The 22,329-nt window shown below is 31.4% G+C and carries 19 protein-coding genes; 6 read left to right on the top strand and 13 right to left on the bottom strand.

Annotated features, from left to right (window positions below; translation table 11 throughout):
* Nucleotides 1-321 precede the first annotated feature (321 nt).
* The 6 genes from B6K90_RS20785 to B6K90_RS20815 all read right to left on the bottom strand — a co-directional run bounded on the left by B6K90_RS20785 (nucleotide 322) and on the right by B6K90_RS20815 (nucleotide 5,702).
* Nucleotides 322-618 carry a rhodanese-like domain-containing protein gene (locus B6K90_RS20785; RefSeq protein ID WP_088014635.1) on the bottom strand — a complete coding sequence of 99 codons (297 nt, stop codon included), beginning with the start codon at nucleotides 616-618 and terminating at the stop codon, nucleotides 322-324.
* 16 nt (nucleotides 619-634) lie between these two features.
* Complete coding sequence (locus B6K90_RS20790) at nucleotides 635-994, bottom strand: rhodanese-like domain-containing protein (RefSeq protein WP_088014636.1); 360 nt, start codon at nucleotides 992-994, stop codon at nucleotides 635-637.
* 64 nt (nucleotides 995-1,058) lie between these two features.
* A complete protein-coding gene (locus tag B6K90_RS20795) occupies nucleotides 1,059-1,319 on the bottom strand; it encodes a metal-sensitive transcriptional regulator (RefSeq protein ID WP_088014637.1) in 261 nt (86 codons plus the stop codon).
* A gap of 516 nt (nucleotides 1,320-1,835) precedes the next feature.
* Nucleotides 1,836-2,372, bottom strand: a complete 537-nt coding sequence (gene lepB, locus B6K90_RS20800; RefSeq protein ID WP_167555446.1) for a signal peptidase I — start codon at nucleotides 2,370-2,372, stop codon at nucleotides 1,836-1,838.
* Between the two features lie 142 nt (nucleotides 2,373-2,514).
* Nucleotides 2,515-4,158 (bottom strand): AMP-binding protein, encoded by a 1,644-nt coding sequence (locus tag B6K90_RS20805; RefSeq protein WP_088014639.1) that lies wholly within the window; start codon nucleotides 4,156-4,158, stop codon nucleotides 2,515-2,517.
* 269 nt (nucleotides 4,159-4,427) lie between these two features.
* The gene (locus B6K90_RS20815; protein WP_088014641.1) at nucleotides 4,428-5,702 is read right to left on the bottom strand and encodes an MFS transporter; all 1,275 of its coding nucleotides are present in this window, start codon (nucleotides 5,700-5,702) and stop codon (nucleotides 4,428-4,430) included.
* Nucleotides 5,703-5,961: 259 nt separating this feature from the next.
* On the opposite strand from B6K90_RS20815, the gene B6K90_RS20820 reads away from it, so the two are divergent.
* Nucleotides 5,962-7,128, top strand: coding sequence for a sulfite reductase subunit alpha (locus tag B6K90_RS20820; RefSeq protein ID WP_088014642.1), 1,167 nt, complete (start codon nucleotides 5,962-5,964; stop codon nucleotides 7,126-7,128).
* A gap of 313 nt (nucleotides 7,129-7,441) precedes the next feature.
* Here the strand turns inward: B6K90_RS20820 and B6K90_RS20825 are convergent, their stop codons facing one another.
* The gene (locus B6K90_RS20825) at nucleotides 7,442-8,779 is read right to left on the bottom strand and encodes an aminotransferase-like domain-containing protein (RefSeq protein WP_088014643.1); all 1,338 of its coding nucleotides are present in this window, start codon (nucleotides 8,777-8,779) and stop codon (nucleotides 7,442-7,444) included.
* Between the two features lie 137 nt (nucleotides 8,780-8,916).
* On the opposite strand from B6K90_RS20825, the gene B6K90_RS20830 reads away from it, so the two are divergent.
* The gene (locus B6K90_RS20830) at nucleotides 8,917-9,540 is read left to right on the top strand and encodes a nitroreductase family protein (RefSeq protein WP_088014644.1); all 624 of its coding nucleotides are present in this window, start codon (nucleotides 8,917-8,919) and stop codon (nucleotides 9,538-9,540) included.
* Nucleotides 9,541-9,691: 151 nt separating this feature from the next.
* Complete coding sequence (locus B6K90_RS20835) at nucleotides 9,692-10,642, top strand: DMT family transporter (protein WP_088014645.1); 951 nt, start codon at nucleotides 9,692-9,694, stop codon at nucleotides 10,640-10,642.
* Nucleotides 10,643-11,289: 647 nt separating this feature from the next.
* On the opposite strand, the gene B6K90_RS23855 is transcribed toward B6K90_RS20835, so the two are convergent.
* Both B6K90_RS23855 and B6K90_RS20840 read right to left on the bottom strand, forming a co-directional pair.
* Nucleotides 11,290-11,463, bottom strand: coding sequence for a hypothetical protein (locus tag B6K90_RS23855; protein ID WP_167555447.1), 174 nt, complete (start codon nucleotides 11,461-11,463; stop codon nucleotides 11,290-11,292).
* 290 nt (nucleotides 11,464-11,753) lie between these two features.
* Nucleotides 11,754-13,010: a cation:dicarboxylate symporter family transporter gene (locus B6K90_RS20840; RefSeq protein WP_088014646.1), complete on the bottom strand. Its 1,257-nt coding sequence runs from the start codon at nucleotides 13,008-13,010 to the stop codon at nucleotides 11,754-11,756.
* 645 nt (nucleotides 13,011-13,655) lie between these two features.
* On the opposite strand from B6K90_RS20840, the gene zwf reads away from it, so the two are divergent.
* On the top strand, nucleotides 13,656-15,155 hold the full coding sequence (gene zwf / locus B6K90_RS20845) for a glucose-6-phosphate dehydrogenase (protein WP_088014647.1): 1,500 nt from the start codon (nucleotides 13,656-13,658) through the stop codon (nucleotides 15,153-15,155).
* 70 nt (nucleotides 15,156-15,225) lie between these two features.
* On the opposite strand, the gene gndA is transcribed toward zwf, so the two are convergent.
* Entirely contained in the window at nucleotides 15,226-16,632 is a 1,407-nt protein-coding gene (gndA, locus tag B6K90_RS20850) for an NADP-dependent phosphogluconate dehydrogenase (RefSeq protein ID WP_088014648.1), read from the bottom strand.
* Between the two features lie 249 nt (nucleotides 16,633-16,881).
* Between gndA and B6K90_RS20855 the strand changes: the two genes are divergently transcribed.
* A complete protein-coding gene (locus B6K90_RS20855; protein WP_088014649.1) occupies nucleotides 16,882-17,991 on the top strand; it encodes an AbrB family transcriptional regulator in 1,110 nt (369 codons plus the stop codon).
* Nucleotides 17,992-18,032: 41 nt separating this feature from the next.
* Here B6K90_RS20855 and B6K90_RS20860 read toward each other — a convergent pair whose 3' ends face one another.
* Both B6K90_RS20860 and B6K90_RS20865 read right to left on the bottom strand, forming a co-directional pair.
* Nucleotides 18,033-18,779: an SDR family NAD(P)-dependent oxidoreductase gene (locus B6K90_RS20860; protein ID WP_088014650.1), complete on the bottom strand. Its 747-nt coding sequence runs from the start codon at nucleotides 18,777-18,779 to the stop codon at nucleotides 18,033-18,035.
* A 109-nt stretch (nucleotides 18,780-18,888) separates the two neighbouring features.
* Nucleotides 18,889-19,338 carry a MarR family winged helix-turn-helix transcriptional regulator gene (locus B6K90_RS20865; RefSeq protein WP_088014651.1) on the bottom strand — a complete coding sequence of 150 codons (450 nt, stop codon included), beginning with the start codon at nucleotides 19,336-19,338 and terminating at the stop codon, nucleotides 18,889-18,891.
* Between the two features lie 758 nt (nucleotides 19,339-20,096).
* Here B6K90_RS20865 and B6K90_RS20870 point away from each other — a divergent pair.
* Nucleotides 20,097-21,644 carry a bifunctional GNAT family N-acetyltransferase/carbon-nitrogen hydrolase family protein gene (locus tag B6K90_RS20870; protein ID WP_088014652.1) on the top strand — a complete coding sequence of 516 codons (1,548 nt, stop codon included), beginning with the start codon at nucleotides 20,097-20,099 and terminating at the stop codon, nucleotides 21,642-21,644.
* Nucleotides 21,645-21,729: 85 nt separating this feature from the next.
* Here the strand turns inward: B6K90_RS20870 and B6K90_RS20875 are convergent, their stop codons facing one another.
* The gene (locus B6K90_RS20875; RefSeq protein ID WP_088014653.1) at nucleotides 21,730-22,041 is read right to left on the bottom strand and encodes a hypothetical protein; all 312 of its coding nucleotides are present in this window, start codon (nucleotides 22,039-22,041) and stop codon (nucleotides 21,730-21,732) included.
* Nucleotides 22,042-22,329 lie beyond the last annotated feature (288 nt).

The raw sequence follows: 22,329 nt of genomic DNA on the forward strand, positions 1-22,329 counted from the left end.
TACTAAATCTCATATTTTGCTTCTTTACTTACTCATGAACACCTTATGAGTTACTAAATCCTAGGTTTTTGATTCTTTCTTTACTCATGAACACCTTATGAGTTACTATATTTCATCTTCTTGCTTATTTACTTACTCATGAATACCTTGAGTTACAAAATCCAATATTTTTGCTTCTTTACACATCATAACCTGTTACAAGTATGGTATTTTCATATTTTTGTGTTTTCTCCAACTCATGAACATGAGTATATTATGATCTTTCAATACAAATAAAAAAATTGCTTATACTCTTTTATAAGCAATTTTTTAGCATTTTATTTATTCAATTTCTCCTGTCCAAGCAAGCATACCGCCAGTCATATTCACAACATTAAAACCATGACTTTCTAAAAATTGTACTGCTCGACTACTTCTCCCACCAGCATGACACACAACGATATATTCATTATTTTTATCTAAATCAGCCATACGAAACTCAATTAAACCAAGTGGAATATGCGTCGCTCCAGGGATCATTCCGTTCGATACTTCATCAGCCTCGCGAACATCAATAATATTAACTGTATTTCCATTCTTTAATAGCTCTTCAAGTTTTTCTGCTGTAATTTCTTTCATTAATTTTTCTCCTTTTTTAAGACCAGGAACTCATTCCGCCTTTTACATTTGTAATATTGGTATAACCCATTTTTTTAAGAACTTTACATGCTTTTTTACTTCTCATTCCGCTTTGGCAAATAATAATTGTTTCTTGATCTTTAGATAGATTAATTACATTATGCTTTAACAAATGCAATGGTATATTTTTAAATTCTTTAATATGTTTTCCTTTATATTCTGCAGAAGTTCTAACATCAATGAATTGTTTTTCCTTATTTTTCAATTCATTTTTTAATTCATTTGTTGAAATTTGCTTAACCCCTTTAATTGGAAGAAAAGTTTGTACTAGAAAATAAGCAATTAATACGATGATTAGAATATTGAACAAATCCATTTAAGTCCCACTTTCAAGTTGATGTTCAAATATATGATACCAGTGCTCGTTTCACATATGTTTTTTATCTACTTTTTACTAATAAGTTAACTGCTTCTTTTACAAGCTCTTCTGCACTTTCTCCATTTTCATCAGCTAGTCTTACACATTCAATTAGATTTGTACTTACGATGACTCCAATTGTACGGTCCATTGCCGCTCTAACTGCTGATAATTGAGTAATAACATCTTTACACCCTTTATCCTCATCCATCATTTTTAAAATGCCTCTAAGTTGCCCTTCAATTCTTTTTACTCTATTTTTTATTTGATCATCATAAGTCATAAAAATACTTCCTTTCTAAGTAAAATTTTTACATTAGTTAAAATGAACTATATACCCAGATAGGTATGAAGTCAAATAAATTGTCATCTTCCATTTTAGATTAAAAGAAAAAGTAGAGTTACTCTCTAATCTGATAAAAAAATGGCAAATTAAATTTCTTTTTAAACAGCATAAAAGCCCGGTAACTAACTACACCAGGCTTTACATCTTTACATATTTATTACTAAGAATGGTATCGTGATGATCGCTACGATCATTAATAACCAATTATTCTTCTTAATATGAGTAATTTCTTCCTCCAATAAAAGCTCTTCACTTTTTTTCATTATATATTCCTACTTTCAGTTTTGATTAATTTATTCTTATATTTAAGATTTATTTCCTTAAATAAAGCTTAAAATACCTGTAAGTATTAATTTTATTACTTTTTTACTTTATATAATGAAAATGAAATTTTAATGAAAAACCTTTTTTATTGCTTCAACTATTCCTATTTAAACCATTTTACTTTTCCTTTTAATGTATTATTCTTACACGATCAAACGGAAAAAAAACACCTTCAACTTTACCGACTATTTCGGACTGCTTTATATACCCTAAACCATTTCTACTATCTTTACTATTTAATCGATTATCTCCCATTACTAAATATGACCCGTTAGGTACTTTAACTTGATTAAATTGAAGATATTCTTTATAAACATTTTTTAAATGGTCATTTAAATAGTTTTCAGATATATGTTTTCCATTAATAAATAGGAGTCCATTCGTTAAATTAACATTGTCACTTGGCAAACCAATTATTCTTTTGACATAATACTTAGGGTCATTTTGTTTTTTTATAATGACAACATCGCCTCTATTTATTGATGAAATATGAAAAGAAGCTTTGTTTACAACCAAGTAATCATGATTATGTAGGGTGGGTTGCATCGAGGCACCTTGAACAATAAAGGGTGAAAAAATAAAAATCTTAACAATTAATGCGATCGTAAAAGAATAGATTATTATTTTAAAAGATTGCCATGTAGAATCCTTTTTTCGTATTTTCAACTTTGTATCCCCTTTAAATTTTTTGTTTCCACATTTTAACATAATTAGATTAATTGCTTGAATTTTCCTTACAACTATTTCTTAAAAAATAGCAAAGTTAACTTTTTCACTTTGCTATTTTTTAATGATTAAATCAAATCTATTAAACTTGTTTTTGTGCAGTTTCTACTGCTTGCTCTCTAAGTCGGAATTTTTGTATTTTTCCCGAGGCAGTCATTGGGTACTCTTTTATAAATTCTATATAACGAGGAATTTTATGTTTTGAGATTTTTCCTTTACAGTACATGCGAATGTCTTCTGGTGTAATTTTTATACCTTCTTTAAGGATAATCCAAGCCATCACTTCTTCCCCATACACATGATCAGGTACTCCAACAACTTGAACATCTAATACATCTGGGTGAGTATATAAAAATTCTTCAATTTCACGAGGGTAAATATTTTCTCCACCACGGATAATCATGTCTTTTAGCCTACCTGTTACTTTACAATAGCCATTCTCATCCATGATCGCTAAATCTCCAGTATGTAACCATCCCTCTTCGTCTATTGCAGCACGGGTAGCTTCTTCATTTTTGTAGTAGCCCTTCATTACATGATAACCTCTAGTGCAAAGTTCACCTTGTTCCCCGCGTGTTACTTCATTTGATGTACCCGGTTCTACTATTTTCACTTCAACATTTGGTAATGCTTTACCTACCGATTCGACTCGTAATTCAATTGGATCATTCGTTCTAGTTTGTGTAATAACTGGTGAAGACTCCGTTTGTCCATATGCAATTGTTATCTCTGTAATTCCCATTTTTTCGATTACTGCCTTCATCACTTCAATTGGACAGTTTGATCCTGCCATAATTCCAGTTCGTAATGTTGATAAATCATATTTAGAAAAATCAGGTTCATTTAATTCGGCAATAAACATTGTAGGAACTCCATGTAATCCAGTACATTTTTCATCTTGTACAGTCTGAAGCACTCTTTTTGGACTAAAGTCTTGTATAGGTACCATCGTTGCTCCAACAGTGACACAAGCCATGGTTCCTAAAACACATCCAAAGCAATGGAAAAATGGAACGGGTATGCATAGACGATCAGCCTTTGTTAATTCCATACAATTGGCAATATTAAACCCATTATTGACGATATTTGAGTGTGTTAGCATTACGCCTTTAGGGAAACCAGTCGTTCCAGATGTATATTGCATGTTTATAACATCAAATGGACTCATTGATGCAATTCGCTTATCCAACTCTATGTCTGATGTATGTTTTGCAATAGAAAGAAGCTCATTCCATGAAAAAGTTCCAGGATATTTTTTCTTACCAAGGACAATTACATTACGTAAAGATGGCAGTCGACTGCTATGAAGTTCTCCAGGAACAGCATCCTTTAATTCTGGTATGATTTCATAAAGCATTTCAATATATGAAGAATCTTTATACTGATCCATTAAAATAATCGTTGTGGAATCAGATTGCTTTAACAAATATTCTAGTTCAGCTGTACGATAATTTGTGTTCACTGTAACAAGAACTCCACCCATTTTGCCAGTTGCAAATTGAGAAGTAAGCCATTCTGGTGTATTTGAAGACCAAATTGCGATATGATCACCCTTTTGAATTCTAAGACTCATCAAACCTTTTGCTACTTCTCTACAATGGTTTTCAAATTGTTCGTAATTCATCCTTAAACCTCTATCCGCATAGACAACAGCCTCATGAGTAGGATGTAATTTCGCTTTTTCTTCTAATAGTTTCCCTATTGTTAAATCTAGTAAATTTGTCATCTTTTCCTCCTTATTCGGGTTCCTTTAGAAAGGTTGCGTAATTAAATATAAAATTGATTATAATTAAGAATATTCTATATTTTTAATCTTTTCCCTTTTAAAAAATCTGTTAATAACTGCCTCTATAATTAATCCATTTTTTGCATGGTAAAGAACTCCAATATTAAACGGAGTCCCTTCTTCATTTTTGAAAAGAAAAAAGCCCTCGATTACATAAAAAAATAGAGTGCCCCTATAAGTGATTCTTTTTGGAGACACTCTATCTCTTTTTAATAAGTTGTAGTTTTTGATACTTCTGCGTTTTTAGATTCAGGTACACGAGTTAAAAAGAAAATTCCAATAACAAATAGTATAATTAAACTAAAAACCCCCATATTAGAACGACCTGTAATTTGTGCTGTCAAACCGACTAATAATGGTCCCATTATCGATGCAAATTTACCAAAAATATTATAGAATCCAAAAAACTCATTTGATTTTTCTTTAGGAACAAGTCTTGCGTAATACGAACGACTCAAAGCCTGGATTCCACCTTGAGAAGTGGCAACGAGCATGGCCAATATCCAAAAGTCTAAAGTTGAATTTAAAAAGTAAGCATATATACAAACAAACATATAAATAATAATTCCAACAAAAAGCATCATTTTACCTGTAAACCAATCTGCAAGTTTTCCATAAATAATTGCAAATGGAGCAGCAACAACCTGTGTGACAAACAAAATAATTAGTAGATTTGTTGAACTGATTCCAATGTCAGTTCCATAAGCAGTTGACATTGTAATGATTGTTCCAACGCCATCAATATAGAAGAAATATGCAAGTAAAAATAAAAATAAAGCACGATATTGTCGTATATTTTTAAAGGTATTCCCTAGTCTCTTAAAACTATTTAATATAGGATTTTGTTCAGGTTCAATAAAATAATTTTGGCGAACGTTTCGTAACAAAGGAATTGCAAAAATGCCCCACCATGCTGCGGTTATGAGAAAGGCAATTTGACTTGCAAGAGTTGTTGAAATTGAAAGGATCTCCTTCTGAGCTAATACGATAATAGCAATACTAATGATAAATGGAATAGTACTACCTATATATCCAAAACCAAAGCCTCGTGCAGATACATTATTCATTCGTTCTTGTGAAGTCACATCTACTAAAAAAGCGTCATAAAATACATTCGCACCAGCAAAACCAATAGCTGTAATCGTATAACAAATCAACAGTAAAAGCCAGTTATCATTAGGAATAAAAGTAAGTAGTGCAGTAAAAGAAACCCCGAGAGTAAAAAAGAAAGAAAAGAACTTCTTTTTATATCCTTTGTAGTCGGCAATTGTTCCAAGTATTGGACCTAACATAGCTAATATAAATGTAGAAATTGCAATTGTATAACCTAAATAAGCAGTAGAATCGGATGCACTTATTCCAGCTTTTGATGCAGAAGCTTTATAAAATAGTGGAAATACGGCAGTACTAATAATAATAGAATAAGCTGAATTGGCCCAATCATAGAAAATCCAACTACTTTCTTGCTTCGAATAACTCTTCATGAGTTTTTCCTCCCACTGATTAATAACTGCTGGCTTATAAATTAGATACTACTAATATTTTATTTATCCTCTACAATTATCAGTCTATATTTAAAAATTTCCTGTTTAAAGATAAGTTGTGTTCCCTTAAAATATGTAAGTCTGGACAAATGACTAAAATAAAAGCACGAAAACGTTAAAAAAGACCTAGATTCTAATACATTAATTCCCATTTCTATGTTATCTTAGTTATATACACAATTCTTGGAGGTAAAGAGTTATGAAATCTACTTTAAACGAGACTACAAATGAGAAACTCCCATTTTCAAGGACCAATCCATTTCAAGCGAAGGTTCTCAAAAATATTAATTTAAATGGAACAGGCTCAAACAAGGAAACAAGACATATTGAGTTATCATTACAAGGTTCAGGACTTTCTTATGTTCCAGGTGATGCACTTGGCGTAATTCCATCAAATGATCCAGAACTAGTTGCTTCTCTTATAAATGAAATGAAATGGGATGAAGAGGCTGTTGTAACTGTTGGTAAGCAAGGTGAAACACTATCTTTAAAAGAAGCGCTTACATCTTATTTTGAAATTACACTTCTATCGAAGAAGATTTTACAACAGGCAGCTGCATTCACAGAAAACGAAGAACTGAAAAACCTTATTTTGGTTGAAAATACAAGTCAGCTTAAGGAATATTGCTATGGACGAGATTTACTTGATCTTTTACGTGATTTTGGTCCATGGAGTGCTTCTGCTCAAGAAATCGTATCATTATTAAGAAAAATGACTCCGCGTCTATATTCTATTGCAAGCAGTATTGCTGCGAATCCAGACGAAGTTCATCTGACGATAGGTGCTGTACGCTACACTGCTCACGGACGCGAACGCAAAGGTGTTTGTTCTGTTTTATGTTCAGAGCGTGTTAAAGAAGGAGATACTCTTCCTGTCTATGTTCAAACAAATAAACATTTCTTCTTACCAGAGTCACAAGACAAAGATATTATTATGGTTGGACCTGGAACAGGTATTGCACCTTTCCGTTCATTTATCCAAGAACGAGCAGTCAATAAAGTCAATGGCAGATCATGGCTATTTTTTGGAGACCAACATGCAGCGTCAGATTTCCTTTATCAAAGCGAGTTAGAAAAATATCAACAAGACGGAGTATTAACAAAACTTGATACTGCATTCTCTCGTGATACAGCTCAAAAAGTTTATGTGCAGCATAAGATGCTTGAACATAGCAAAGAATTGTTTGAATGGATCGAAAAAGGTGCTTATTTCTACGTTTGTGGGGATAAGGAATATATGGCAAAAGACGTCCACGAAGCCCTTATTACTGTTTTAGAAAAAGAAGGTACGATGGATCGCGATGCAGCTGAAGCGTATCTTAAAGATATGCAAAAACAACATCGTTACCAACGTGATGTGTATTAAAATAAATAGGTTTTAAATTTACATTTATAATGTTTCAAAAAGTAACCCTTCGTTCCAATTGGTACGGAGGGTCTTTTTTTGTCTTTTAATGTAGGTTCAGTTAAATTAAAATGTGGTTTTTTTAACTGAAAAGAGGCTGTCTATTTAGGCAGCCTTTAGAGTTTATTTATGTAACTAACGCACTGAGTTTAGTTGCATTAATTTGAATAGTTTCTAATGATGGATCACTGTTCTCTATTCCATACTATAACTTGATACGTAATTTTATATACTTATTGTTTCAATGTAAAAAGTACCCAATAGTTTTTGTTCATTAAAAGTAATTGTTAGTGTCTTTTAATGAGTAAGAAATTTGCTTTATACCTTTTTCAATGTCTATCGGCTCACAATTTGAAACATTAAGTTTTAAAATTCTTTCTTGATAAAAGTTATCTAAATAATTTTTTTTAATAGAGTCAATTAGAATATCATATTCATCTAATTGGTTTATTAATGCATTCATATCAACTTGCTTTGGCAGGACAATATGACTATGCATTACGATATCAGACGCAAAGTCGTAATTTGTTAAATGAGTTTCTAGTGATGTTTGTAATATTTTTGCTCGGACAAGGTATTTATCTCGAACATTTTTTTGATAATGTTCAAACATACCACTTTTTAAATATAGTTCTAAAGCAGCCTGTGAAATCATTGAACTATCTATATCAATGACGGTTTTAAATTGTTGAAACGTCTCGATTAACGAATCAGGTAAAACTGCAATACCTATACGTAAACCTGGGAACATAATCTTGGAAAAACTCTTTAAGTAAATAACACGTCCATATAGATCATTTGCAAAAAGTGGGTCATTTTTCTTCGTATATTCAAAGTCTACTAAATAATCATCCTCGACAATATAGACATCGTACTTATGAGCTAATTTTAAGGTTTCTAATTTTTCTTTTTTACTTAATGATGTACCTAAAGGGTTTTGAAATCTAGGCATAGTATAAAAAAATTTAATATCACCTTCGCTAAAAATTTCTTCAAGTTTTTCTAAATTGATCCCGTCTATTGTACGTTTAATCCCAACTATAGGTAATTGATAAAGTTTAACTAAATCCATATATATATGATAGCTTGGCTGCTCGACTAAAATTTTTGACCGATTATTTAAAAAAGGCATTGTACTCAGTAAAAAAAGAGCTTGCTGAACCCCAGAAGTAATAAAAATTTGTTTTTTTTGTGCAAATACTTGATAAGATTGTAATAATTTTTCAACCTCATTTATTAAAGAAGGTAATCCTTTTTGAGTACCATATCTAAATAAGTCAGATTGAAATGTATCAATTGCTTTATTTAAACAATGTTGAAAATCTTGGTACGGAAAAGAATGCCAATTAGGGGCTGAAGTTGCAAAATCGATTTTGTTTATTTTAGATGGTTCTTTAAATATTTTATGCTCAACAACATAATAGCCACTTTTAGGTATTGCATAAATTAGGTGCTGATTTTCCAATTTCTCAAGAGCAGCTAAAATACTACTTTTACTACAAGAAAAGAGTTCTGCTAATTTTCGAATGGACGGAATTTTTGTCCCCGCCTTTAACTGTCCACCTTGAATCTGAGTTAGTAATGTTTGATAAACGTATTCATGTTTTAGCATTAAATACCCCCTTCTAATTGTATTCCATCAAAACTGTATCGGTACAGTTGTGAAATATTTAAATGTTTCAAATTTAAATGATAGATAAAATATTATTACCGGCTGGTTCAAAACTTAGGGAAACGGAGAGATGCATTATGTCAGGTCAAAAAATTAATAGCACTTTAACTATAAAAGAGGCAATAGAATCACGACGTAGTATTCGTAAATTTATTCAAGAAACAATTCAAGACGAAGAAATAAATGAAATTTTAAACCTAGTTAGATTAACACCCAGTGCATGGAATATACAACCATGGCATTTCCATATTATTAAGGATATTCAACTAAAAGAAAAACTTCAAAAAGCAGCATATGGACAAACACAAGTAACTTCAGCCCCAGCTGTTGTGATTATTTCGGTCGATATGGTTGATTCTATTAATCGTATTTCAGAAACAATTCATCCTGGTATTTCTGAAGATAAAAAGCAAATTGAGGTGTCCAATCTTACTTCCGTATTTGAAAAGATGAGTGAAGAAGAAAGAAAAGCATGGGGACAAACACAAGCAAATATTGCACTTGGCTTTCTTTTACTAACAATTCAAGGATTTGGTTATACTAGTGTCCCAATGTTAGGCTTTGATCAAGAGAAAGTAAGAACACTCTTAGGGCTACCTGAACATGTTACATTTACCGCTATGGTACCTTTTGGTAAACCAGACACAGATGGTTATGAACATCATCGTTTTGAATTAGATAAAATAAGCACATTTTATTAAGAAGGAGAGCAGGTGATTTAAAACCTGCTCTTTTTATGCTTAGTTTACAAACTTATCTGTACCGATACAGATTAACATTCTTTGCCTCGATAGGATTAACTACTTTGCATAAAATTAAAGTAATAGTTCAGATTGATAGGGGGAAAAACTTATGACAGATAAAAGAAAAGCTTATTTAGCTATTACTATTTGTTCATTAATCATAGGGTTATCATTTTTATTTGTAAAACAAACATTAACAATTGCAACACCACTTGATACCTTAGCTCATCGTTTTACAATGGCTTGGATTGTTGCCACGGTCATATTATTTTTTAAAAAAGAAAGAATCAAAATAAAGAAAAAAGATTTCGTGAAAATTACATTACTTTCTACATTTTATCCTGTACTTTTTTTCGGGTTGCAAATATTTGGACTAATGCATACAACCTCTTCTGAAGCAGGAGTTATTCAAGCTACGGTTCCAATTTTCACTTTAATTCTTGCAAGTATACTATTAAAGGAATCCTCTACAGGCGTACAAAAAATTTCTATACTCATTTCTGTACTCGGGGTAATGTTCATTATGTACATGAATGGTGCGAAAAATATAAATCCTAGTATACTAGGTAGTATATTAATTTTACTATCAGCACTTGCAAATGCAATATATAATGTTTTAACAAAAAAAATAATTCAACAATATTCATTATTTACAATCACATATACCATTACTTTTATAGGGTTCATTGTATTTAACTCAATTGCTCTTTTTATACATTTAAAAAATGGTACAATTCAACAATTTATACTGCCCTTTAAACAAATTGATTTTATTATGGCTATCTTATATTTAGGAATTTTTTCGTCATTAGGCTCATCCTATCTTTCAAATTATGCTTTATCAAAGTTACCTGCTTTTCAAATTAGTATCTTTCAAAATTTATCTACACTTGTCACAATTCTATTAGGTATTAAATATCTTAATGAATCATTTCAATATTATCATATAATTGGTAGTTTTCTTATTATCTCTGGAGTTGTTGGTGTAAATTATTTTAGAAAAAAAGAAATCAAAGATAATCATTTTCTAGAGGAAAAGCAACACAAAACTGTGACTTAATTAGGGGTGTTTTTGTTAAGTGATAATATAATAAAAACAGAACCTATTAGACTGCACCCCTTAATGTAGATGTTGAAAAACCCACAGTTGGGCAACATTGATTTTAAGGGGTTTTCTTATGGCGAAAAAAGGTCAAAAGTTTCAAACATATAATATAGAAATCAAATCTGACTTTAAAACTTTTAGCCTTAAGTTTAATACTACAAAAATTATTTAATTTCCAATCTGTACCAAACATTTCATATATGAAAGTTCAATCAGTCTGTTGCTTTACTTCTAAAATTTCCATTTCATTCAGGTCATAAGTCGGACTTCTTTTTCCTTATCATCATCTAAAAAGATTATTACTTTACTAACTTTTCTTGAATAAAGAAATAATAATCTCCATCAGGTACTGCTGGGATTAACCATCTATTTAATTCATCTCTTGGAAATTCTAAAACGCATTAATCCGGTAACAATCATTTGCAATCTAAAGCATAGAAATATTCATTAGGCTTAAAGTGTTAACTAAAGATACTGTTTAGTAATCATCGTAATGAACTTGGAATTATTTGTGCAATAAAAAAAGTCATAACCATCATTTTAACTGGTGGTTATGACTTAGTAAATCGATCATTCGTTTGTTTCGTTCAATAATAAATTTTTTAGCTTATTTTACTTTCAACTAATGCATGTTGCCAACTTGGGTAATAATGTAAAGCACTCCTCATTAAATCAGGGTAATTTTGTTTCACCTCTTTTTTACGTAGAGAATTACCTTCGTTATGTAACTTCTGGATCTGAGTAATGACTTCCTTTGATGTAAATTTGACATCCATTCTTCATTCCTCCCTTTCAAAGTTATCAAGATTATTTTCCCTTTGGCTTTCGATTTTTGAAGATAAACATAGACGAAAACTCAGCACATCTATATTTCTGAAAATTCTAACATAAAAATAAGCAATTGTGAAGTAATTTGCATCTGCTATTTTTAAATCTACCATGTTAACTGCCGGACAAACTCAACTTCACCCTGTCTTGGATTCTTACTTAAATGAAAGATGTACTAATATAAAAAAAGAAGAAGCGATCAGCTTCTCCTTTTTTACAATCTATCTAATTTTATTTATTACATTGCAACGTTATTATCGTTTTTCACTACTTCTGGTTTAAACGCACGTTCCCATTTAGCAATTACAACTGCTGCTAAAGAGTTACCTACTACGTTTACTGCTGTTCTAGCCATATCTAGAATACGATCGATACCAGCAATAAATGCTAAACCTTCAACTGGAATTCCTGCTGTACCTAGTGTTGCTAATAATACAACAAACGATACGCCTGGTACACCTGCGATACCTTTCGAAGTGACCATTAGTACTAACATTAATGAAATTTGATCAGTGATTGATAAATGAATGCCGTACATTTGAGCGATGAAAATTGCTGCTAATGCTTGGTATAAAGTTGATCCATCAAGATTGAATGAGTACCCAGTCGGAATAACGAATGAAGAAATTGATTTAGGTACACCGAATTTTTCAACTTTTTCCATAATTCTTGGTAAAACTGTTTCAGAACTTGCTGTAGAGTATGCTAAGATCAGTTCATCTTTAATTAACTTAATAAACTTAAAAATATTAACTCCTACCATTTTAGCTACTAAACCTAATACTACAACTATAAAGAATGCCATTGTTATATAAACAGTTATAACTAATTTTCCTAATGGAATTAAAGACTCTAGTCCAAATTTTGAAACTGTAACCCCGATTAATGCAAATACACCAAATGGAGCAAATTTCATAACTTGATTTGTAATGTAGAACATCGTATCAGCTGTTCCTTGGAAGAACGCTAATACTGGCTTTCCTCTTTCACCTACCGCTGTGATACCAAGACCAAATAACACGGAGAAGAAGATAATCGCTAACATATTCCCATCAACAAAAGCTGAAAAAATATTTGGCGGTACGATATTTACAAATGTATCTGCAAAACCGTGACTTTTTACTTCTTTAGCTGTTTCAACATAAGTATTTATATCAGTTTTGTGAAGAATACTCATATCTACACCAGCACCTGGTTTTACGATATTCGCTACAAGTAAACCGATTAAAATTGCAACTGTTGTGATAATTTCAAAGTAAAGAATCGTTTTTCCGCCTAAACGGCCAAGTTTTTTCGTGTCACCAACACTAGCAACACCTACAATGATACTTGAAACAACGATTGGTATAACAATCATTTTAATCAGACGTAAAAAGATGTCTCCAATTGGTTGTAAATAATCTGCAACCTTTGGATTTCCATAAAAAATTGCGCCAACAATGATCCCGATAACAAGACCAATTAATATTTGCCAAGCTAAGCCAATTTTTTTCATAATAAAAGTCCCCCTTGTAGTAGAATTTTGCCAAGTTTTATAATTTACTAAAAATAACAAAGCTATTTAAAGTTTGTTAAATGTTTTTAAGCACTACTTGGCTTATTAAGATATCGATGGAACTCTCAAAAATGACCCATCATTTACATATTTACTTTTTGATTATATTCAGAATTTACAATCAAAAAAAGTTATAAAAAACAGTATAACAGAAATCATTACGATTTCAATTTTACTTTATTTTCCAAGTATCTATTAAACTACATTATAATTCTACTAAAAAACTGAGATTTTGACAAATTCCCCTTTCTTTTTTTTAATTGTTTTTTAATTTTCAACCAAATAATTACAGATTACTGTATATAATATGAAAAATTGTATAAACCCTTATTTCATTAAAAACCCCTTTGTTTATAAGGAATAATAAGAAAAAAGTGAAATTTTATCAAGACTCTTGTTTACGAATCTGTTCGTTTTGTTTATGATATAAGATGAATAATTTGGAAATTTAATTTATTTTTTAATAATTAATGAAAATGCTTTCAAAATATTTTTTTGAAAGTGATTTTACATATTTTGTATAATCAGCCTTGATTATTACTAAAATAAGTTAGTAATTTATGTTTAAGAAGTGAGGTAAATTCATTGAAAACTACAGTAAACCCAAAAGCAGTGATTGTCATTTTTGGAGCAACAGGAGACCTAGCAAAAAGAAAGCTTTTTATTTCAATATATAGATTATTTTTAAGTCAAAAAATTGATGAAGGTTTCGCGGTTGTAGGTGTAGGTAGAAGACCTTGGTCAAATGATGAGTTTCGTGAAACTGTAAAAAAATCAGTTCAATCTATTGCTTCATCTGATACTGAACTTGAAAGCTTTTTATCTCATTTTTATTACCATCAATTTGAAGTATTAGAACCGTCTTCATATTTAGAATTAGGAAATTTATTAACAAACTTGGATAACCATTATTTAATTCCTGGTAACCGTGTTTTCTTCCTAGCAATGGCACCTGAATTTTTCGGTACAATTGCTAAGCAGTTAAAACAAAATGGTTTGGCTGATACAGAAGGTTGGAGCCGAATTGTGATCGAAAAACCATTCGGACATGATTTACCGAGTGCAATTGAATTGAATGATGAAATACGTGAAGCATTTTCAGAAAATCAAATTTACCGTATCGACCATTATTTAGGTAAAGAAATGGTTCAAAATATTGAAGTTATTCGTTTTGCGAATGCAATGTTTGAACCTCTTTGGAATAATCGATTTATTTCAAATATCCAAATTACTTCTAGTGAAATCCTTGGTGTTGAAGACCGTGGAAAATACTATGAGAATTCTGGAGCTCTAAAAGATATGGTTCAAAATCATTTGCTTCAAATGGCGGCACTACTTGCTATGGAGCCTCCGATTAAATTAACAACTGATGAAATTCGTAGTGAAAAAGTTAAAGTATTTAAAGCTCTTCGAAAAATTGATGAAAATGAAGTGAAAGAATACTTTGTTCGCGGTCAATATAATGCTGGTGTAATTAACGGAGAAGAAGTTCCTGCATATCGAAATGAGAACAACGTTGCACCAGAGTCTCAAACTGAAACATTTGTTGCGGGCAAACTTTATATCGATAATTTTAGATGGGCTGGTGTTCCATTCTATATTCGAACAGGGAAAAGAATGGCTACAAAATCGACTAAGATTATTGTTCAATTCTCAGATATACCGATGAATCTTTATTACAATACAAAAGAGACAATGTCTCCAAATTTATTAATTATACATATTCAACCAGATGAAGGAATTACATTACAATTAAATGCAAAAAGATCTGGCGCTGATGAAGGATATACAAAGCCAATTCAATTAACATTTAATAATAATTGTGTTGATTGTATAAATACCCCAGAAGCATACGAGCGATTAATTTATGATTGTATGTTAGGTGATGGAACAAACTTTACTCATTGGGATGAAGTAAAATATTCTTGGAGCTTTGTTGATGTCATTTCAAAAGCTTGGGAAAATAATCAAGCACCACTAACAACTTATGATTCTGGATCGATGGGTCCAAACGAAGCTGATACTTTATTGACAGTTGATGGTCATAAATGGTGGCCTGTTACTGATCGTTTAAATGAAAATTAAGAACGATTCTTATAAATAAAAAAGTTACCCCCTCCAAAATTACGAGGGGGTAACTTTTTTATTCTTTAATTTATGTCCACTGAGTATGGAACTTTCCTTCTTTATCAATTCGTTCATAAGTATGTGCACCAAAATAATCTCTTTGTGCTTGAATTAAATTAGCAGGAAGTGTTTCAGTACGATAGCTATCATAATAAGCTAATGCAGCAGAGAAACATGGAATTGGTACACCAGCTTCAATTGCTACAACGCTAATTTTTCTTAAAGCACCTTGATAACTTTCTACGATTTCTTTGAAGTATGGATCAAGTAATAAGTTAGAAAGATTAGCATCTAGATCGTAAGCTTCTTTAATTTTTTGTAAGAAAGCGGCGCGAATAATACATCCACCTCTGAAAATCATTGCAATATCACCGTATTGTAAATCCCAGTTATACTCATCAGATGCAGCTCTTAATTGAGCAAATCCTTGAGCATATGAACAAATTTTACTCATATAAAGGGCTTTACGTACATCTTCAATCAGTTGCTCTTTATCTCCACTGTATGTATTGGTTGACGGGCCAGATAATAATTTACTAGCTTTTACTCTTTCATCCTTCATTGCAGAAATGAAACGTGCAAATACAGACTCCGTAATAATAGAAGTAGGTACGCCTAAATCTAGTGTACTTTGACTAGTCCATTTTCCAGTACCTTTTTGCCCTGCTTTATCTAAAATTACATCTACAAGTGGTTTACCTGTTTCTTCATCTGTTTTAGTAAAGATATCAGCCGTTATTTCAATTAAATAACTATCAAGCTCACCCTTATTCCAATCACTAAATACGTGATGCAATTCATCAGCACTTAAGCCCAGTACATTTTTTAATAAAAAGTAAGCTTCTGAGATTAATTGCATATCACCATATTCAATTCCATTATGAACCATTTTTACGTAATGGCCGGCACCATCTGGTCCAATATATGTTGTACAAGGCTCATTATTTACTTTTGCAGCAATCGCTTCAAAAATCGGCTTTACTAGTTCAAATGCTTCTTTTTGTCCACCAGGCATAATTGAAGGTCCTTTTAAAGCTCCCTCTTCTCCACCTGAAACACCTGTTCCAATAAAATGAATGCCACTATCAGATAACATTTTGTTTCGTCTTTGAGTGTCTTTATAGTATGTATTTCCACCATCAATTAAAATATCACCTTTATCAAGATGAGGTAATAACATTTCAATTGTTGAATCAGTTGGTGCACCTGCTTTTACCATTATCAATATTTTTCTAGGTGTTTCAAGAGAATTTACGAATTCTTCAATTGAAAATGTTCCAACTACATTTTTACCTTCTGCTTCTTTTAAAAATTCTTCTGTTTTTTCAACTGATCGGTTATATACAGAAATTGAAAAACCTCTACTTTCAATATTTAAAGCCAGGTTTTTTCCCATTACTGCCAAACCAATTACGCCTATTTGTTGTTTAGCCAATTCAATTAGTCCTTTCTAATTAAAATTTGCAAGGGTTTTCAAATTAAAAATTGTAAAATATTTACTATCTTTAATATAACCTCCGATTAGTTTCGCTATCCTGTTAATATACTAAATGCGACTAACCGAGCAAAATCCTTGCATACCATAAACTTAAGGTCAATAATGATATTAACATAACAAGCGCGATGAATAAATGTAAACATGATCTGTTCATTAAAATTTTATAATTTGAAAAGAAGTGACAATATGGTAATTAATTACAAAAATAATAAATGGAATCAACTTTTATTTACTTTCATTATTGCAATGATTGGTGGATTTTTATTTCAATTGATTAAACTACCAATACCTTGGCTACTTGGTCCAATGTTTTTCGTACTTATATTTTCTAAAATTAAAGGGATAAAATTGTATTGGCCAAGTAAAATTCGAGATACTGCAATGATTATTGTCGGCTACACAATTGGGTTATCTTTTACAGCTTCAACATTTATTCAAATTGGAAATCAAATAACATCTATGGTTTTGATGACCTTTTTATTAATTCTTTTTACTATCATAATATCAATTGTTATTTCTAAACTATTCAAGATTCATTATCCGACTGTATTACTTGGTAGTATTCCAGGTGGATTAAGCCAAATGATCACTCTTGCAGAAGAAATAGATGATGTTGATTTTACGATAGTGACTTTTTTACAAATCTCCAGGCTAATGATGATTATTTTTATGGTGCCATTATTAATTTTTAGCCTTATTTTTAACGTACATAAACATACGATTTCAGAAGCAATTCAACATTCATCTCCAAGCTGGCATGGTTTGTTTCCTAATATATTTATTTTTGCGATTGCTTGTACTCTACTTGGGATAGCAGGGAAGAAAATAAATTTTCCAACTGCATTACTATTGGGGCCAATGATCGCCACAATCATTCTTAATCTATCTGGACTACACGGACCAGCATTACCAACTATTATTTTAAATTGTTCCCAATTAATGATGGGAAGCTATATTGGCTTATTATTGAAACCAGAAAACTTAAAAAACAAATTAAAAATTATCTTAGTCTCAATCTTTAGTGGTGTAATTTTATTAACTTTTTCATTCTTATCAAGTATTTTCTTAACACATATTCATTCCATCGATAATATAACCGCATTGCTAAGTCTCGCACCTGGTGGAATGGATCAAATGGCACTTATTGCAAAAGAAGTAAACGCAGATATCTCTATTATTATGTGCTACCAACTATTTAGAACACTTTTTATCTTTATCGTAGTACCCTATCTATTAAGATATATTTTTAGAGCAGGGATAAAGGATCGTAAAATAAAACGATTAAGAAATGGATAAAGAATATAAAAAAGCAAGGAAAGTAAATTTCCTTGCTTTTTCTATTCCTCGTAGATCATCTTCCTTGTCATACCTCCATCAACTATCATATTTTGACCGTTTATGAAACTATTATCTGGATCAGCTAAATAAATACAAGCTTTAGCTATATCTTCAGGTTTACCTACTCGATTTGACCAATGTTGAAGATGATCAGTTTCTTTTAATTCTTCATTTTGATTAACCTGAATCCATCCAGGACTAATGCAGTTTACTGTTATACCATTTGACTGAAGCGATGCTGCTAATGAATGAGTAATTGAGATAATCCCACCTTTTGATGCTGCATAAGCTTCTGAATTTGGCTCCGACATAATCGCTCTTGTTGATGCCATATTGATTATTCTTCCACCATTATTCATGACTTTAGCAGCTTCTCTAGATGAAATAAATACACTTCGCAAATTTGTATTGATCACTTGATCCCATTCGTCTGTTGATAAACTTAAAAATGGCTTAAAAACGGAAATTCCTGCATTATTAATTAAAATATCAAGTTTACCAACCTTGTCGATTACCGAGTGAATAAGATTGACGATGTCTTCCTCTTTACTAACATCGGTCCGATAAAATATTGCTTTTCCACCATTTTCCTCAATTTTTTGTACAACTTTATTCCCTCTTTGTTCATTTACATCAGCTATACAAACAATTGCTCCTAATTTTCCAAATGCAATTGCAATCCCCTCGCCAATTCCATTCGCACCTCCAGTAATAATAATTGACTTTCCTTTAAACTTTGCTTCCATATTTTTATACCTCATTTAACAATTAGTCTATTATTATTATTTCCAGCCTTAACAAATAAAGCCGTCAACCGACAGCTTTTATATTCTATTTAGTTCGAAATAAATTATCTCAACATTGAGGTTGATTTTTGCTTAATCCAATCTTTTTTAATAAATAGACCAACATATCTTTTTCAGCTGAATTTAGTTCAGAAAATAAAGAATGAATCATTTCACTATGTTCTGGAAAGATGCAACTTATTACTCTTCTCCCCTCTTCAGTCAACGCCGCATAAATAACTCGTCGATCTTTTGGACAATGAATGCGTTTAATATATTGCCTTGCCTCTAATTTATCTAATACATAAGTCATATTTCCGCTTGAGATTAAAATCCTTTTTCCAATTTGTTGAATTGGCTGATCTCCTTTATGATAAAGCAATTCTAAAACAGCAAATTCAGTTAAATTCAAACCGATACATTTAATATTATTAATCGAAGCATCAGTCAAAATTCGATTTGCTTTACAAATTTCAGAATATAATTGGAGCGAATTAGTTGAAATTTCATTATAATTTATCTTATTTCAACTCCTTTCAACTATCTTGAATTAAAGATAATTTTAAAGTATTTCTTATAAGTAGTCAATGTCCTATTATGTTTTCATTCATTTAATGATGACTATAACTTTTACTAGTTTACATAATAATATTATTTGATACTATTCTACAACGTAATAACTCATTAACAGGTGCTAAAGTTAACATTTTTAGATCATGAGCTCTTCATGAGTATGTTATTTTCACGTTTTTACCTGTTTTACTTACTCATAAACCTCTTATGAGTAACTATATTTCACTTTTTTCCTTTTTTACTACTCATGAACCTCTTATGAGTAACTACATTTCACTTTTTTGCTTTTTTACTTACTCATGAACCCCTTATGAGTAACTATATTTCACTTTTTTCCTTTTTTACTTACTCATGAACCCCTTATGAGTAACTACATTTCACTTTTATGCTTTTTTACTTACTCATGAACCCCTTATGAGTAACTATATTTCACTTTTATGCTTTTTTACTTACTCATGAACCTCTTATGAGTAGTCTAGTCGTTAAATTTTCTATTAAATGAATATATTTCTCTGCAAAAAGCTCTTGCGTTTTCATTATCTGAACCAGAATCAATTGTAAATGGAAATATTAATCCTTTTACTCGTATTTATTCCATATTGAAAAGGTAAATTATGGGTATCCTAACTGTGAGAATCGAAAATCCATAGACCATCTAATATGGATTCTTCGTAGGTGAAACATTTATATTTAGGACGTGAGATTATGTCAGAGACAGATATGTCAAAATACGAGAAGAAAATTGAAGTTCGAAATATACGTATGGAAGATATTGATGAGATTATGAGGTTATCAAGCCGTTGTTTTCCTGGTATGGAAGGATGGAAACGCGAACAATTAGAAAGTCATATTCGAATTTTTCCTGAAGGTCAGTTTTGTGTAGAGTATGAAGATAAAATTATTGGTTCATGTTCAAGTTTAATGGTTGATTTTGATGAGTATGATGATCAGCACACTTGGAATGTCATAACAGATAATGGTTATATTACAAATCATGATCCTAATGGGTTTAATTTATATGGAATTGAAGTTATGGTTGATCCAGAATACCGTCGGATGAAAATTGGCCATCGTCTTTACGAAGCTCGAAAGGAACTGGCTCGACAATTAAATCTTCAAAGTATTATCATTGGTGGCCGAATCCCAAATTATCATAAACATAGAGATGAAATGTCACCACGTGAATATGTTGCAGCCGTAGAAAAACACAGTATTTATGACCCAGTTTTATCTTTCCAATTAATGGAAGGTTTTACAATTAAACGGATTAATACACGTTACCTTCCGGATGATAAAGCGTCAGATTCCTTTGCCACTTTGATGGAATGGAGTAATATTGACTATCTTCCAAAATCTAAACGCGTTTATCGAGCATCATTCCCAGTTAGAATATGTGCAATACAATACATGATGAAAAAGATCGATTCATTCTCTGATTTCACGAAGCAAATCGAGTATTATGTAGACGTCGCCGCTGATTTCGGTTCAGATTTTGCTGTTTTCCCAGAGTTGTTTACAACACAATTGATGTCTTTTCTAGAAGAAAAACGCCCCGATCAGGCTGTTCGTAGGCTTGCGACTTACACTGAGCAATACATCGAACTTTTTACAGAACTTGCTGTACGTTACAATGTCAATATTATCGGGGGATCTCATTTTGTTGAGGAAGAAGGTAATATCTACAATGTTGCTTATTTATTTAGACGAGATGGTACGATTGAAAAGCAATTAAAAATTCACGCAACTCCTAATGAGCGAAAATGGTGGGGAATTTCAGAGGGTAACGAGATTCATGTGTTTGACACAGATTGCGGAAAAATCGCTATTCAAATATGCTACGATATCGAGTTTCCGGAACTTGCTCGTATTGCAGTTGATCAAGGAGCAAATATTATTTTCGTTCCATTTTGTACTGATGATCGCCAAGGCTATCTCCGTGTTCGTTATTGCGCTCAAGCAAGAGCAATCGAGAACCAAGTATATACTTGTATCGCAGGTACCGTTGGGAACTTAACACATGTAGAGAATATGGACATTCAATATGCACAATCTGGTATTTTCTCCCCTTCCGATTTTGGGTTTGCAAGAGATGGTATTGTTGGTGAATGTGATGCAAATGTTGATACTGTCGTAGTCGGTGATGTTGATCTTGAAAAATTAAGACGTTCAAGAAATACGGGATCAGTCCGTCAATTACGCGATCGACGACGCGATTTGTATCGAATTGAATTTAAGAATTTAAAGTTAGAATAAAGAACTTGCTTGATAAGTAAACAAAAAAAAGCTCAGTCTAAAATAATAGGCTGAGCTTTTTTTATTTAGAACAAATACTGCTAAATCAATTTATATGCGAAATAAATAGGCTTGCAATTGTAAATATAGAAGAAACATAAAATGAAAATGGCACCTTAAAAACTTCTGTTTCATGATCAATTCTTGCTGTGATCCCTGTTTTTGCTTGTACAGTTGATTTATCTAATCTTCCAATTAAGCCATCTCCACTTGTATTAAAAAAAGCGATTATAGCTGTAATGAACAATGAACTAACAAAAAGCCAATCGATCCAAGTGGAACCCATTGTATGAGAAAATCCAAAAGGTGTCAGAATCAAGATTACGAGTGTAATAATTCCTGAAAGTAAATTTTTCACTTTTTCCTCCCTTGTCTTCCTGTTTTTAATGCTCATCTTTTACTATATTTTATTTAACAGATTTATTCGTATATAGCATAAATCTGCATATTGTACCTTAACTACTACCGCTTTTAAATTTTGACATATTTAGACACCGTTATAAACCTCTACTATTCTGGAAAAATATTAATCTGAGTAATTTTTACTAAAAATTGATTTAAACTACAAATTTGTGTACGATAAAGTTTTTTTGTGATATGTTTACTTTATAATTTGATTATTCAGAAATAATTATGAATTAAAATA

The organism is Gottfriedia acidiceleris, from assembly GCF_002128425.1.
GTDB classification, from domain to species: domain Bacteria; phylum Bacillota; class Bacilli; order Bacillales; family Bacillaceae_G; genus Gottfriedia; species Gottfriedia acidiceleris.